Raw genomic sequence first — 14,730 nt, 5'->3', positions numbered from 1 at the left:
CGTTCGAAGTTACTTAACGGTTGTTATTAATCTAAGGACGTCGCGTGGTCTTGTAAAACTGGCAGCGTCAACGTGAACTGCGAGCCTTTACCTAATGTGGAATGCGCACTCAATGTACCGTGGTGGGCTTCTGCTATCGCTTTAGCGATAGACAAACCTAGCCCCATTCCATTGCCTTTGCGCTTTAACCTAACGAAGCGTTCAAAAACGTGCTGCAAATCACTTGACGAAATGCCTTCACCGCTATCAATGACCGATACGTTGATATTCGGGCCTTCGCTCTCAACGCGCAGCACAATGGGCGTATCGGGATAAGAATATTTGTGCGCGTTTTCGATAAGGATGGTCAGTACCTGCGCAATTCTGTCTTTGTCGATGAGCACTTGGACCTCATTATTGGCAAGCCATTTAAGATCTAAGTCTCTTGGCTTTGTGAGCTTTTGCCATAACGCCATATTTTGTGTAAGCAGGTTATGTAAGTCAGATTTAACCAGATCTACAGTAAATTCGTGCATCTCGGCACGCGCTAGCAGCAGCAAATCATCAACCAACTTACTTAAGTTCACGGCTTGCTCAAGTATGGTTTCTAGCGTTTCTTCATAAATCTCGTTGCTAGCCGCAGCCTGCCTAAGGGTTACCTGAGCTTCGCCACGAATAATGGTTAAGGGTGTGCGCAATTCGTGACTTACATCAGCCATAAATTGTCGGCGCTTTGCGTCCAGCTGAGTGAGTTTATTGTTGGCTTCTTTTAAAGCCCGGGTTCGGCTCTCCACTTCAAACTCTAAGTGCTTACGATGGGCATCAGCCTGGTCTTCGTGTTCTTGTAGTCGCGCTATCATGGAATTTAGTGCTTTGACCAAGTCAGTAAATTCGCTATCCAGGGTTTCAGGCAATCGATAGTGGTAGTTTCCCGAGGCAATGGCATCGGTACCCGTGCGAATAACTGTAAGCGGCTGATACAGGGCATTGAATAGCCAATAACAACCCAGCAGAATGAAAGGACAGGTGATAAGGCCTAAACTGATAGTAAACCACACAATGCTGCTGTTTAGCGTTTCAATGCTAGCGTTAATGCGGGATACAACGCCTGTCTGGCGGTTTACTGCAGAGTTGATGGCCTCCCTAAACTGGTTGTCGATAGTTATTTCAAGTAATGTTTGAAGGCGCTGCTGTTGATTAAGTGGAGTACTGTCGTTACTTAGCGCAATAGCTCTAAACTCTTCCACAATGCCTTGAATCAGCGCTTCAAGTTCATCGGTATCTTCAACACTTCCTAATGTTGCCTCAAGCCCTAGTGCTTCGCGTTGGGCAAGTTCCAGAGATTTTATACGGTTCAACGAGTTTTCTATTTGTTGTTGTTTGTTTCTCACTTTCGCTTGGTTCGCATTCTTGCCAAAAATAAGCTCATCGGTTAGCTGTTTGAAAAGCCTGTAGGAAATACTTGATAACTGCTGGTGCTCTGACAGCAGGGATTGAGCGAGTTGAGCTTGCGCTAAGTTAGTGCGCGTTAAATGCGCAGATATGGCTGCACTGGCTAAAGCAATCAACAGAATAAAAGTGGAAAGTAGCCCAAAAAGGTAGAGTTTACGTTTGTACATTGGCAGCAGCGTTATGATTATTTGTCACTATATACGCTAAATGTAATTTAATGGTGCAGTTTCACGGCAATAAAATAGTAAGTCAGAGCAGATGGGCTACCAGCGACATGTCGTCTGAATTGGTGTAGAAATAGAACGTAAAAAAGGGCGCGCGAGAGAGAAAAAGTACGTTCATAAAAGTCGTGATCACTATGAAAACGTAATCGTTTAAGCCGTGCGCTCAAGAATAGACAAGGCAATATCTGTTTGATATTGGAGCTCTTCATCTATTTTCCAGTGTTCGGGGCTCCAACCCGCTAAGAACCGATAAAAGTCAGCGCAGGCGAAGGGGTACAGGTACTTCCATTCAGCAATGATAAGCGCAATATCAGCACGCTTGAAACAAGCCGAACTATCATTGTTAGCCAATCGAGTGTGTAGCGCATCTTCGAGCGCTTGAAAGTAGTTATCGAGCAATGCATCACGATGTTTCATGTGGGTTTGGGTTGATAGGGCACTGCCCAAAAAATACGCCACGTCCTTTATGCCTGCGCCATAACCCACGTACTGAAAGTCGACAGCTGCACAGTCAGAAAAATCTTCGGTAAAACAAAAGTTAGCCACTTTAGCATCGCCGTGCACCAAAGTGTGATAGTGAGCGTCGCCTAACGTGGTAGATATATCGACAGCATGTTGCTTTAGTAATCCATCCGACATGGCGTTGAACTCATCTTCACGGGTTGCCAAGTGCCAATAAGTGCCTTCAGGCCATAATTGTAAACGTCGGCTATCAAATTCATCTCTCACATTGACAAAGCGTGCATGAAAGTTGGCAAGCCATTTTAGAACAGTGATGCATTGCGCAGCGGTAAGTGAAGAGGCCGTGCGAGAATAGCCGCTGTGTGCTAAGTCTTCCATAACAAGAAGGGAGGCTTCGCCCTGTTGGCTGTGCCCTAAGTATTTAGCTGTACGGCACGACGCATCAGTTTGGACTTGAACGTCGCTATAAAAACAGTTCTCTACCTTAAAAGATTGGCACTTACGGTTGTGGCTAGCTTCACCATTCCAGCCTTTAGGGTGAGAGAGCCTGTGTGGCGGAGTGGCGCATTTCACGACTACTTTTAGCGCTGCTTCGTCTCCACCTTGTTGCGCGCCAAGTGGGTTTTGTTGAGCTTGGTGATACTGGCTTTCTTGGAAAGGGCTACTCTCGTCCTGGTTCTTTGAAAAAGTACTATTGGGATAGCCCAAAGTGGCACGAAAGCACGCACCGTAGCCACTCCAAAGAGGTTGAATCATTTGTGTGTCTAATACTTGCGCGCTACATACTTGGCTTAACCAATCTATATACTGCTGGTTTACCGTATCTGACATTTTATTCTCAACTCGGACTCGATGTTAAACGTACACTAGCAAACAAAAAAGCCGCTCGAAAGCGGCTTTTACATCAATTAGCTAGTAGCGCACTAGCGACTGAAAATTATTCAGCCACTGCTGCTACTTCGGCAACGTCATCTACCGACTGAGGAAGCGTTGTTACTGCTGATGCACGTGACGTTACGTGCGACATCGCTGCAGTTTTACCCGATACTGCGAGTGCAGGTCGTGTGTCGTCAGCTTTAGCGGTAAGCGCTACATCAACAAATGCGTCGTTTACTGCTGCAGGCAATGCCATAGGGTGCGATGCGCCACGCTTTCCTTTGCCACTCGCTGCTAGGCTCGAAGAAGGCGCTGCTGTTGTTTCAGCCTCTTCTTTAGCCGCTGGCGTATCTGCTTTCGCCTCTTGTACCTGTGCTTCTGGTTCTGCAACTACAGGTGCGTCAGCCAAGTTTATTTCAACTTGCTCTGGCGATGCTGTTGCTTCGTCTTTAGCTTCTGGCGCCGTATCAGCTTGCGTTGTTTTAGCTTCAACTGCCGGTTCCGCTTGTGCTGCCGGAGCTGTTTCTTCAACGTTGCTTTCTTGCACTGAAGTTTGAGCTTCTTTAGCCGGTTTAGCTTCAGTTGTCGCGTTATCGTCTGCTGACGTTACTTCATCAGTTGAGTCTACAGCTTCCGAAGGTTTATCGTTCGCTGACGGCTCTGCATCCGCTGAAGGCTTATTTCCCGCTGAAGGTTCTTTACCCGCTAAAGGCTCTGCATCAAACTGAAGTTCGTCCTGAACGGCTTCAACGTCAAGTTTTGCTTTCTCTTGCTTAGCAACAGGTTGCTCTTCAGCTGGCGCTAGTTGCCCAGGCTCTTTTGCTTGTGTTTCTTCGACAACAGGTGCATCTGTCTTAGCTGTCGCTTCAACTTCTGCTTCTGGCTGCTGCGGTGACAACTCACCAGGCTGTTTAGCTTGCGTGTCTGAATCGTCAACTTGCTGCGACTCTTTCTTACGACGTTGACCAGCGGCACGAACGTGACGTGGAGAGCGGCGTGAACGGCCACGGCCTTCACGTTTTTGACCATGCTCTTCGCTGTTAGCGTCGGTATTTGCATCAGTGCCGTCAACGGCATCACTGGTAATCGCTGATGAGTCATCTTCACCCTTAACAGCATCCGATACTGGCTTCGCTTCAGCAGGTTTATCCGCTGGCTTTTGCGCGGCTTTGACTGCTGGCTTTTGCTCATCCTTCTTCTGTTCAGCAGTGTTTTCAACCGGTGACTCTGCTTTCGGCGCTTTAGGCTTGGCGTCAGCTTTAGCTTTGTGCTGCGATGGCGCTTCTTTAACTACTGGCGCAGCCTGGGCTTCGTTTTGTTCAACAGTAGTTGCCCCGTTGTCATCTTTCTTCACACGGACGCTGCGGCGCTTGTCACGACGTTTTCTGCGTTCAGCAACTTCACGCTTCTTCTGCGCTTGGTTTTCTTGCTGCTCGCCGTCTTGCTTCTCGTGCTTAGGCTTTTGTTGCTCATCGCGAGGTTGTTGTGCCTTACGAGGCTTACGACCTTTGTTATTGCGCTTATCATCTTGATCTTGGCGCTGGTCTCGCTGCTGATCGCCGCGCGGTTTGCGATTATCATTCTGCTCACCATCGCGATTTTGGTCTTTACCTTGGTCTCTGTTTTGAGACTGATTGCCACGACGATTGTTCTTGTTGCGCGGCTTGCGGCGACGGTCGTCATTATTGCGGCTGCGGTTGTTTCTATTTTTATTACCAGACTGTGGCTTCTTGTCTTTATTGGTTTCTTCTTCGCTTTCGCTACCGAATAAATCACTAATCCATTTGCCAAATCGGGCAAATAGTGAAGGCACATCGTCGGCTTTCTTTGCTGTTTCTTCTTTTGGCGCAACTACAGGTGCAGCCGTTGGTGCAACAAGGCCTTTCAGTGCTGGCTCTTCACGCTTAACCGGTGCAGAAGTCGTTGTTTCCGTCTCAGCTTCTACCGCAGGCATTAACTCTACGTCGTAACTCGCTTCAGATATAACGTCATCTGGACGTCTGCGTAATACCTGGTAGTGCGGTGTATCTAGGTTTGCATTAGGAATAAGCAGTAAATCTACGCCGTGACGCTTTTCGAGAAGCTGAATTGACTTACGCTTTTCGTTAAGTAGATAGGTCGCAACTGGAACGGGTAACTGCGCTTCAATTTGCCCCGTGTTTTCTTTAATGCTCTCTTCTTCCAAAATACGAAGAATAGACAGTGCCAAAGACTCAGTGCCACGAATGGTACCGTGACCAGAGCATCGTGGGCACACGTGGTGCGCAGATTCGCCTAGAGAAGGACGTAAACGCTGACGGGACATTTCAAGAAGGCCAAAGCGGGAAATACGACCCAATTGTACTCGTGCTCTGTCGCTTCTCACCGCGTCTTTCATGCGGTTTTCAACTTCACGTTGGTGACGTACTGGCGTCATATCAATGAAGTCGATTACAACCAATCCACCTAGATCACGAAGACGCAGTTGACGGGCAATCTCGTCTGCCGCTTCTAGGTTTGTGTTAAGCGCTGTCTCTTCAATATCACCACCTTTTGTTGCACGGGCAGAGTTAATATCTATAGAGGTTAGTGCTTCTGTTGGGTCGATAACAATTGAGCCGCCAGAAGGCAAACGCACTTCGCGTTGGAATGCAGACTCAATTTGGCTTTCGATTTGGTAGTGACTAAATAACGGCACTTCACCACGATAGAGCTTTACGCGATTTGCAAAGTCAGGGCGCACTAATTGAATGTGCTGTAAAGCTTGCTCATAAATACTGGTTTTATCGATAAGGATTTCGCCAATATCGCGACGTAGGTAGTCGCGGATAGCACGAACAATTACGTTACTTTCCTGGTGAATTAAGAAAGGGGCTTCGCGTTCTTCAGCAACGCTAGAGATAGCTTCCCAATGGGTAAGCAAGACTTTTAAATCCCATTCTAGCTCTTCGTAAGATTTGCCAACCCCCGCAGTGCGAACAATCAAACCCATACCTTCAGGAAGGTCCAATTTGCTTAGTGACTCTTTAAGCTCTGTACGCTCATCGCCCTCTATTCGGCGTGAAATACCGCCAGCGCGAGGGTTGTTTGGCATAAGTACTAGGTAACTGCCTGCGAGCGATAAGAATGTAGTTAATGCAGCGCCTTTTTGGCCGCGCTCTTCTTTATCAATTTGAACAATTACTTCTTGGCCTTCTTTAATCACATCTTTGATGTTAGGGCGGCCTTCGAATTTGTAACCTTTAGGGAAGTAAGTGCGGGCAATTTCTTTGAGGGGTAGGAAGCCGTGGCGCTCTGCACCGTAGTCAACAAAAGCAGCTTCTAAGCTGGGTTCAACGCGGGTAATTTTACCTTTGTAGATGTTCGCTTTTTTCTGCTCGTGTCCTGGACTTTCTATATCTAAATCATACAACCGTTGCCCATCGACAAGAGCAACGCGCAACTCTTCTTGCTGAGTTGCATTAATTAACATTCTTTTCATTGTATCTAACTCTGTTTTCGTACAGCCGTTAAGACACAAAATTAAAGTGACATGTGCAAACCCTCACCGCGCAACCTCACGGCTGGACGGGGACCTTGTTGTAACGTCGCATTATCCCTGGTGGGCAAACACTCACGCGAATAAACAAGCGCCTTTATCTTAAGCGCAAACCCATACGATCGTGAATTGACACGTATAATCGTACAGATGCATTCATGTTCACACTGCTTTAAGGATGTCGGGAGCGACTAGCCCTTATTACTCATTTCATTTTTTCAAGCGGCATCATTTTTGCCACTCAATTGTCATTTAATTCTGTTAGCTAAACGGCAAACTTATTTTATGTTCGCAAGCATGGCCTCGCTTTTTACGGCAGTGTAGTCGTTGCCTCTCTCGCGGGGTCGGTATGAATGTGTTATTTCATCGAACACTTATCATTGCTGATGTCACCGACGCTCAAACCATGCTTTTATCGTTTACAAGTTAAAACAACACACTCAGATGCGTGCTGATTTTCGGTCTTGTTGTTGTTTTTATAACGCTGTGTTTCACATTGTTAAAGTGCGGCAACGAAATGCCTGTTCCACACCTTTCTTTTTACGTGAATTTAATCGTGTTAAAAACATCGATAATTATCGCACTAAAAGTCAAATTTTAGCAAGGAAAGCGAATGAATAAATCCCATAAATTGAGATGTTAAATACAGAAAACATGCGCTTTGGATAAAAAGTATGCGCAAAGGTGGGTTTTCTAAGTCCTAGCTAAGCGCTGATATAATAATTATTTAGTAAAACGTAACTTTCAGTATGTTGGGCACTTTGCAATAGGGTATAATGCCCCTATGAAAGAAGAAGCTCCCCAAAAAGTACGTTTTGTAACGGTTGAAGCCGACTTGGCTGGTCAACGTATCGATAATTTTTTGCGCACCCAGCTAAAAGGTGTGCCGAAAAGCATGATTTATCGCATTTTGCGCAAAGGTGAAGTGCGGGTGAATAAAGGTCGTGTTAAGCCTGAATATAAGTTACAAGCCGACGATTTAATCAGAATTCCACCGGTTCGCGTGTCGGAAGGTGCGCCTGCGCCATCGCCAAAGCTCGATAAAATTGCATCATTAGAGTCGCATATTCTTTTCGAGGACGACCGTATACTTGTTATCAACAAGCCATCGGGAATGGCAGTTCACGGAGGAAGTGGCTTGAGTTTTGGTTTAATCGAAGGCTTAAGAGCCTTGCGTCCCGATGCCAAATTTATGGAATTGGTACACCGATTAGACCGTGACACGTCGGGCTGCATTTTAATTGCTAAAAAACGTTCTGCCCTTCGCCACATGCATGAGCAGCTTCGCACTGGCAAAATGGACAAGCGATATAATGCGCTAGTTGCAGGTGAGTGGCCTAAAACTCGATTTAAAGTTAAAGCGCCGCTTCGTAAAAATGTGCTGCAATCGGGTGAGCGCATGGTAAGTGTAAGCGACGATGGTAAACCGTCAGAAACTCGCTATCGCATATTAGAGGAATACGCGGGTGCAACCTTGGTTGAAGCGTCGCCTATTACAGGTAGAACCCACCAAATTCGCGTTCACTGTTTGCATGCGGGTCATCCTATTGCTTGTGACCCAAAATACGGTGATGCGGATTTCGACGCGGCAATGCGCCAAAAAGGGCTGAACAGACTGTTCCTTCACGCTCGCAGTATTTCACTGCTGCACCCAGCGACTGAAGAGCGCGTCACATTTACCGCGCCATTAGACGACACTCTCTCAAATACACTTAAAGCGCTGTAAGTTATGCATTCAAAAAAACAGGCTGTGGAAACACAGCCTTTCATTTCGTTAGATAAAACACTGCCTAAGTACAAACTTGTTATCTTCGATTGGGATGGCACGCTCATGGATTCGGCGACAAAAATTGTTAGCTGCATGCAGCTTGCTGCAAAGCAGTGTGATATGCCTGTTCCTACCTACGATGAAGTAGGTCACATTATTGGTATAAGTTTAAAGCCTGCCATTAAACAGCTTTTTAATATCAAAGACGATGAGTTAGCCGAACGTTTAGTCGCCGCCTATAAAGAGGCATTTGTCACTCGCGATACAACGCCGTGTCCTTTGTTTGATGGCGTTGAACAGTTACTTAGCAATTTGAAAGAAGCGGGATGCACATTGGCCGTTGCGACAGGTAAAGCGCGCCGCGGTCTTGATCGAGCGTGGGCACAAACAGGGACGGGACCTTTCTTTAGTGCGTCACGTACCGCCGATGAGGCAGAATCAAAGCCTTCGCCCGATATGCTCCTACAGTTACTTGATGAACTTAGTGTAAAAATAGAAGACGCCGTGATGATTGGTGACACAACCTACGACATGCAAATGGCGAAAACGATTGGTATGGATAGGATAGGTGTGTCATATGGCGTTCACGCGCAGGTTCATTTAGAAGCGTTGTTACCTGTAGCACTTGTACACTCTATAAGTGAACTAGAAACAGCGCTATTCAAATAGCGCTGGTTTGTAGCACTGCTTTGATACAACTGCTCTGATACAACTGCTCTGACAGAATTAGTGGCTTACTGTGCAGCCATTGCTAATAAATCGACATCGAAGTGTGCGCCCAGTAATTCATTTAGCAGCATTATCGGAAGACCGATTAAACTGTTAGGGTCGCGGCTTTCTATTTTATCGAACAGTAATACACCCAAACCTTCGCTTTTAAAACTGCCGGCGCAATCGAGTGGTTGCTCTTTATCTACATAGGCGCGAATGGTAGTTTCACTGTTATGCCGAAAGAAAACGCGTGTTTCATCTACCTGCGTTATCGTTTTATTGGCACTAGGTTGGTGAAGGCAAAGTGCAGTATAAAATGACACTTGCTTACCTTGGCATGCCATTAGCTGGTTTACTGCATTTTCAAACGTGCCAGGCTTGCCAAGTAGCTGCGGGCCCGCATCGGTTTGGACCAAAGCTACTTGATCACTACCTATAATAATGGTGTCGTTATTTACCTTTTCTAATTCAGCGGCAACCTTGTGCGCCTTTTGTTCGGCTAAACGTAAACTCAATGCAGTAGGGCTTTCGTTCGCAAAGGGCGTTTCGTCAATATCTGGTGCGTGGGTGTCTACCTGAATACCAATGTTGGCGAGCAACATTTTTCGGTATTGCGATGATGAGGCAAGAACAAGGGAGGCCACAATTACTCCTTTTATAAAATCAATATGTTGCGTACTTTCAGTTAGTAGTACAATGTTACATTATCACTGCGTACCACATACAGCGTTTTATTGTAGGTTAAAACGCAATTTTGCTTTGACAGGAAGGGGTTGACCCTATATCATGCGCGCCCTATGCAGAAAGTGAAACTCCCTCATTCGGTTGAACCGACTAAAAGTGCCATGAAACGTTCCGATTACCGGGGCGTGATTGCGTCTAAAGATATGGAACGATTGAGTGAAGCAGTTGTCCGATGCAATGACTATGTGGACGCAGAAGTACAGTTCGAAAAAGACGCGCAGGGTCTTACTGTCTTTCACGGCCATCTAGCCACGCAGGTAACACTTATCTGTCAAAGGTGTAATGGTGAACTCGATTATCCCGTGGAAGCGGAATTCTGTTTTACTCCAGTGCAGGGAGAAGAACAGGAAAGCGATGACATCATTCCCGAGGCTTACGAACCGGTAGAGGTCAACGACCACGGAGAAGTTAATCTGCTTCAAATTTTTGAAGACGAGCTACTGTTATCTTTGCCAATTGTGCCCCTTCATGCAGAGTCGGAGTGTACAGTGAAGCAGGACGATATGTCGTTTGGAAAGATTGAACCGGAACAAGAGCGACAAAACCCTTTCGCGGTTTTGAAAGAACTTAAGCGAGACCAGGAGTAAGTTATGGCAGTACAACAAAATCGTAAAACGCGTTCTAAGCGCGGTATGCGTCGCTCACACGATGCATTGACAGGCGCGACTTTGTCTGTCGATTCAACGTCGGGCGAAACTCACCGTCGTCACCACGTGACCGCTGACGGTTATTACAAAGGCAAAAAAGTAATCGGCGCGTAATACGGCGACTACATTTTGTCTAAACTAACCATCGCGTTAGATATCATGGGGGGCGATCATGGTCCCCCTGTTATCCTTTCCGCAGCCGTAAAGGCTATTCAACTTCACCCAGACGTGCACTTCACGTTATGCGGTGATGAAGATACCATCAAAGCAGGTATACAGCCCCTTACCAACGCTGAACGCAACCGCGTTACTATTGTGCACTGCTCACAAGTCGTTGAGATGGGCGAAGCGCCAACGTCAGCGCTACGAAACAAAAAAGATTCTTCTATGCGTCGCGTTATTGAACTTGTCGAAAGTGGCGAGGCAAACGCGTGCGTAAGCGCAGGTAATACCGGTGCACTGCTTACTTTATCATTCTATTTGCTTAAAACCTTATCAGGCATTGATAGGCCCGCACTCATTAATATGATGCCTACAACAGGGCACCATAACGTATTTCTTTTAGATTTAGGCGCAAACGTGAACTGTACGCCTGAAATTCTTTTCCAATACGGCGTTATGGGCTCAGTGCTTGCGCAAGAGGTGGCGGGCATAGCATCGCCACGGGTTGCCTTATTGAACGTAGGCGAAGAAGATATTAAAGGTAACGCACAGGTAAAATCTGCCGACCAGCTTTTTAAAGATGCGCCAGGCATAAACTATATTGGTTATGTAGAAGGCGACGACATTTTCACCGATCATGCCGATGTAGTGGTAACAGACGGTTTTACTGGAAATGTAGCGCTTAAATCGAGCGAAGGGCTGGCTAAGTTAGTGATAAACGAAGTAAAACGCCAGTCACAGAAGAACTTTTATACCCGATTATTGGCAAAAATTGCCTTCCCATTACTGAAATCTATCTATAACAGCGTGAACCCCGACCAGTATAACGGTGCGAGTCTGATAGGATTGCGCGGCATTGTTATCAAGAGTCACGGAAATGCACAAAAAGACGCCTTTTATTACGCCATCGTGCAAGCAATGAAAGAAGCAAAAATGCATTTACCTGAAAAGATAAAGACAAAGATAGAAACGGTATTGTTGGAGCAGCTTTGAGCAAATATTCACGCTTTATAGGAACAGGTAGCTATTATCCCAGCGACGTGCGTACAAACGCAGATTTAGAGCAAATGGTGGACACCAGTGACGAATGGATCACTGACCGTACCGGGATAAAAGAGCGACGTATTATTGGAGCAGATGAAACCGCTGCTACCATGGGGGCAGAAGCCAGTAAGAAAGCCATTGAGATGGCTGGCATTGACCCGAATTCTATCGACATGATTGTGTGCGCTACCACAAGTGGTCGCTATGCGCTTCCAAGCACAGCATGTGAAATTCAACGCATTCTTGATATTGACGGTATCCCTGCATTTGACGTAGCTGCTGCATGTGCAGGTTACTGCTACGCATTAAGTGTTGCCGATCAATACATTAAGTCTGGCATGGCGAAACGTATTCTTGTAGTCGGTACCGACTGTTTGAGCCGCTTGATAAACCCTGAAGACAGAACCATGGTTATCTTGTTTGGCGATGCGGCAGGCGCAACGATTATTGAAGCGAGTGATGAACCTGGCATTCTTTCCACACATATCAATGCATCAGGCTCTCACGGTGATTTGCTGTACGTGGGTAATCCAACCCGTGGTGACGAGCAGTCGGTTCACGAGAACTGGGGTGTGATGCGTGGTAATGAAGTCTTTAAGGTTGCGGTAACCAAGCTTTCAGAAGTGGTAGAACAAACCCTTGCTGCCAACGGTATGCAAAAATCTGATCTTGACTGGTTAGTACCTCACCAAGCAAACTTTAGAATTATTAAAGCGACAGCTAAAAAGCTGAATATGTCTCTTGATCAAGTAGTGCTTACGTTAGAGCAGTATGGTAATACCTCTGCTGCTACTGTGCCTACAGCGCTTGATACCGCTATCAGAGACGGGCGCATTCAACGCGGACAGCACTTATTACTAGAAGCATTCGGAGGCGGATTTGCTTGGGCATCGGCGCTTGTACGCTATTAGCCTTGCAGATATTTGCCTTGGTGATATTTGCCTTGTTAGGGGGCACTCCAACTCCGACGTTTTCTCGCTTCTAGTAAATTAAAAATAATAAGGAATCGACATGACAAAGACAGCCTGTGTATTTCCAGGACAAGGTTCTCAAAGCGTAGGTATGCTAAAGGAACTTGCTGAGACTTCTCCGATTATCGAAGCAACGTTTAAAGAAGCCTCTGACGCGCTCGGCTACGATCTGTGGGATTTAGTCCAAAATGATACAGACGGTAAACTTAACGAAACCCATATCACTCAACCAGCGTTGCTTGCTGCTAGCGTAGCAATTTGGCGTGTTATTCGCGAGCAGGGCATCGATGTAGATTACCTAGCGGGTCACAGCCTTGGTGAGTACTCAGCATTAGTATGTGGCGGCGCCATGGATTTTGCTGATGCTATCAAGCTTGTGGAAGCCCGTGGTAAATACATGCAAGAAGCTGTACCAGCAGGTGCGGGTGCCATGTATGCCATTATCGGATTAGACGATGCCGCCATTGCGGATATTTGTCAGCAAACTGCTATTGCTACAGGCGATGTAGTTGCACCAGTTAACTTTAACTCTCCAGGCCAAGTGGTTATTGCAGGGGAAAAGAACGCCGCCGAGCAAGCTGCTAATGCGTGTAAAGAAGCGGGCGCCAAGCGCGCACTTCCTCTTGCGGTAAGCGTTCCTTCACACTGTGAGTTAATGCGTCCTGCAGCAGACAAGTTAGAAGACGCGTTATCGTCATTGAACGTTAATGAGCCTGCAATCAATATCGTGAATAATGTTGATGTCACTATTGAAACCCAAGGTGATGCAATCAAGAACGCATTAGTGAGACAACTATATTGCCCCGTTCAATGGACGCGTACTGTTGAATACTTGGCGGCAGCGGGCGTTGAGCGCGTTATTGAAGTAGGTCCTGGTAAAGTACTTACTGGATTGAACAAACGTATCGACAAGAGCCTAGAATCTCTTGCAGTTAATACACCTGATGGTGTTGAAGCATTAAAACAATAAGGAAACGCAATGAGTCAATTAGACGGTAAAATTGCGCTTGTTACCGGCGCAAGCCGAGGTATAGGCAAAGCGATTGCTACGCAGCTTGCACAGCAAGGTGCTACGGTTATCGGCACAGCAACCAGTGAAAATGGTGCACAAGCAATTAGCGATTATCTTTCTGAATTCGGCGGCAAGGGCTTTGCGCTAAATGTCACCGAAAAAGAAAGCGTAGATACCACGATTAAAGCGATCAATGAAGCACATGGTGGTATCGATATCTTGGTCAATAATGCCGGTATCACACGTGATAATCTGCTAATGCGCATGAAAGATGACGAGTGGCAGGATATTATCGACACCAACTTAACCTCAATTTTCACACTGTCAAAAGCGGTACTTCGCGGTATGATGAAGAAGCGTTTTGGTCGCATCGTGAACATTGGTTCAGTGGTGGGCAGTGCAGGTAATGCCGGACAGGCAAACTACACTGCAGCGAAAGCAGGGGTCATTGGTTTTTCTAAATCTATGGCGCGTGAAGTGGCTTCTCGTGGTATTACCATCAACGTTGTAGCGCCTGGTTTTATCGATACCGATATGACAAAAGCGCTGACCGATGACCAAAAAGAAGCCATTTTCAAAGATATTCCGGCTAACCGATTAGGCGAGCCTGATGAAATTGCAGCCACTGTTGCCTTTTTAGTAAGCGATGGTGCAGCCTATATTACAGGCGAAACTATCCATGTAAATGGTGGTATGTATATGGGGTAAATTCGCAAAAATTGCGAATTTTCCTTAGTTTGGGGTGGTATTTACCCGAACTTGGATGTAAAAATAGTATTTTACGAATTTCGAATGTCGCTGGTTTGACCAGAAAATTTGTTTAAACTGGTGCTTGCAAGGATGCACCTTGCAAAATAAACTAGCGGCACTTTTATTATCTAGTGACGTTTAAGGGAAACCTAGAATTATGAGTAACATTGAAGAACGCGTTAAGAAAATCATCGTTGAACAACTTGGCGTGAAAGAAGAAGAAGTAAAAGCAGAAGCTTCATTCGTTGACGATTTAGGCGCTGATTCACTTGACACTGTTGAGCTAGTAATGGCTTTGGAAGAAGAATTCGATACTGAAATTCCTGACGAAGAAGCAGAAAAAATTACTACTGTTCAATCAGCAATTGATTACATCAACGCTAACAAAGACGCTTAAGTCTTAAGTAGCGA

At 46.1% G+C, this 14,730-nt stretch carries 13 protein-coding genes; 9 read left to right on the top strand and 4 right to left on the bottom strand.

Going from position 1 to position 14,730, the window contains the following annotated elements:
• Nucleotides 1-26: 26 nt before the first annotated feature.
• The 3 genes from MHM87_RS10035 to rne form a co-directional block, all read right to left on the bottom strand.
• Nucleotides 27-1,598, bottom strand: coding sequence for a HAMP domain-containing sensor histidine kinase (locus MHM87_RS10035; protein WP_239258869.1), 1,572 nt, complete (start codon nt 1,596-1,598; stop codon nt 27-29).
• Between the two features lie 207 nt (nt 1,599-1,805).
• Nucleotides 1,806-2,948, bottom strand: coding sequence for an ecdysteroid 22-kinase family protein (locus MHM87_RS10030; protein ID WP_239220241.1), 1,143 nt, complete (start codon nt 2,946-2,948; stop codon nt 1,806-1,808).
• Between the two features lie 106 nt (nt 2,949-3,054).
• Complete coding sequence (gene rne / locus MHM87_RS10025) at nt 3,055-6,453, bottom strand: ribonuclease E (protein ID WP_239258867.1); 3,399 nt, start codon at nt 6,451-6,453, stop codon at nt 3,055-3,057.
• Between the two features lie 841 nt (nt 6,454-7,294).
• Between rne and rluC the strand changes: the two genes are divergently transcribed.
• Together rluC and MHM87_RS10015 are read left to right on the top strand one after the other, a co-directional pair.
• Entirely contained in the window at nt 7,295-8,236 is a 942-nt protein-coding gene (rluC, locus tag MHM87_RS10020; protein WP_014979112.1) for a 23S rRNA pseudouridine(955/2504/2580) synthase RluC, read from the top strand.
• A gap of 3 nt (nt 8,237-8,239) precedes the next feature.
• Nucleotides 8,240-8,947: an HAD-IA family hydrolase gene (locus tag MHM87_RS10015; RefSeq protein ID WP_239219674.1), complete on the top strand. Its 708-nt coding sequence runs from the start codon at nt 8,240-8,242 to the stop codon at nt 8,945-8,947.
• 65 nt (nt 8,948-9,012) lie between these two features.
• Here the strand turns inward: MHM87_RS10015 and MHM87_RS10010 are convergent, their stop codons facing one another.
• Nucleotides 9,013-9,633, bottom strand: coding sequence for a nucleoside triphosphate pyrophosphatase (locus MHM87_RS10010; protein ID WP_239219676.1), 621 nt, complete (start codon nt 9,631-9,633; stop codon nt 9,013-9,015).
• Between the two features lie 153 nt (nt 9,634-9,786).
• Here MHM87_RS10010 and yceD point away from each other — a divergent pair, with 153 nt between their 5' ends.
• From yceD to acpP, 7 genes are all read left to right on the top strand, one after another.
• Nucleotides 9,787-10,320: a 23S rRNA accumulation protein YceD gene (yceD, locus tag MHM87_RS10005; RefSeq protein WP_014976324.1), complete on the top strand. Its 534-nt coding sequence runs from the start codon at nt 9,787-9,789 to the stop codon at nt 10,318-10,320.
• A gap of 3 nt (nt 10,321-10,323) precedes the next feature.
• Entirely contained in the window at nt 10,324-10,494 is a 171-nt protein-coding gene (gene rpmF / locus MHM87_RS10000; RefSeq protein ID WP_012518206.1) for a 50S ribosomal protein L32, read from the top strand.
• Nucleotides 10,495-10,509: 15 nt separating this feature from the next.
• Nucleotides 10,510-11,535 carry a phosphate acyltransferase PlsX gene (gene plsX, locus MHM87_RS09995; RefSeq protein ID WP_239219678.1) on the top strand — a complete coding sequence of 342 codons (1,026 nt, stop codon included), beginning with the start codon at nt 10,510-10,512 and terminating at the stop codon, nt 11,533-11,535.
• Nucleotides 11,532-12,497: a beta-ketoacyl-ACP synthase III gene (locus tag MHM87_RS09990; RefSeq protein ID WP_239219679.1), complete on the top strand. Its 966-nt coding sequence runs from the start codon at nt 11,532-11,534 to the stop codon at nt 12,495-12,497. The genes plsX and MHM87_RS09990 overlap by 4 nt, the downstream gene beginning before the upstream one ends.
• Before the next feature lie 100 nt (nt 12,498-12,597).
• Nucleotides 12,598-13,527, top strand: a complete 930-nt coding sequence (gene fabD, locus MHM87_RS09985; protein ID WP_014949213.1) for an ACP S-malonyltransferase — start codon at nt 12,598-12,600, stop codon at nt 13,525-13,527.
• A gap of 9 nt (nt 13,528-13,536) precedes the next feature.
• Nucleotides 13,537-14,277 carry a 3-oxoacyl-ACP reductase FabG gene (fabG, locus tag MHM87_RS09980; protein ID WP_239219680.1) on the top strand — a complete coding sequence of 247 codons (741 nt, stop codon included), beginning with the start codon at nt 13,537-13,539 and terminating at the stop codon, nt 14,275-14,277.
• A 199-nt stretch (nt 14,278-14,476) separates the two neighbouring features.
• On the top strand, nt 14,477-14,716 hold the full coding sequence (gene acpP, locus MHM87_RS09975) for an acyl carrier protein (RefSeq protein WP_012518211.1): 240 nt from the start codon (nt 14,477-14,479) through the stop codon (nt 14,714-14,716).
• The last annotated feature ends 14 nt before the right edge of the window (nt 14,717-14,730 follow it).

The organism is Alteromonas sp. Cnat3-28, from assembly GCF_022348265.1.
GTDB lineage: Bacteria > Pseudomonadota > Gammaproteobacteria > Enterobacterales > Alteromonadaceae > Alteromonas > Alteromonas macleodii.
Note: the sequence above shows the minus strand (reverse complement) of the source record. Positions and strands in the feature narration are given on the sequence as shown.

What these genes read in the sequence shown, in the direction of transcription:
- rluC (WP_014979112.1), top strand. Translation starts at nt 7,295, where the DNA reads ATGAAAGAAGAAGCTCCCCAAAAAGTACGTTTTGTAACGGTTGAAGCC.
- yceD (WP_014976324.1), top strand. Translation starts at nt 9,787, where the DNA reads ATGCAGAAAGTGAAACTCCCTCATTCGGTTGAACCGACTAAAAGTGCC.
- MHM87_RS10035 (WP_239258869.1), bottom strand. Translation starts at nt 1,598, where the DNA reads ATGTACAAACGTAAACTCTACCTTTTTGGGCTACTTTCCACTTTTATT.
- MHM87_RS10030 (WP_239220241.1), bottom strand. Translation starts at nt 2,948, where the DNA reads ATGTCAGATACGGTAAACCAGCAGTATATAGATTGGTTAAGCCAAGTA.
- MHM87_RS10015 (WP_239219674.1), top strand. Translation starts at nt 8,240, where the DNA reads ATGCATTCAAAAAAACAGGCTGTGGAAACACAGCCTTTCATTTCGTTA.
- fabD (WP_014949213.1), top strand. Translation starts at nt 12,598, where the DNA reads ATGACAAAGACAGCCTGTGTATTTCCAGGACAAGGTTCTCAAAGCGTA.
- rne (WP_239258867.1), bottom strand. Translation starts at nt 6,453, where the DNA reads ATGAAAAGAATGTTAATTAATGCAACTCAGCAAGAAGAGTTGCGCGTT.
- fabG (WP_239219680.1), top strand. Translation starts at nt 13,537, where the DNA reads ATGAGTCAATTAGACGGTAAAATTGCGCTTGTTACCGGCGCAAGCCGA.
- rpmF (WP_012518206.1), top strand. Translation starts at nt 10,324, where the DNA reads ATGGCAGTACAACAAAATCGTAAAACGCGTTCTAAGCGCGGTATGCGT.
- acpP (WP_012518211.1), top strand. Translation starts at nt 14,477, where the DNA reads ATGAGTAACATTGAAGAACGCGTTAAGAAAATCATCGTTGAACAACTT.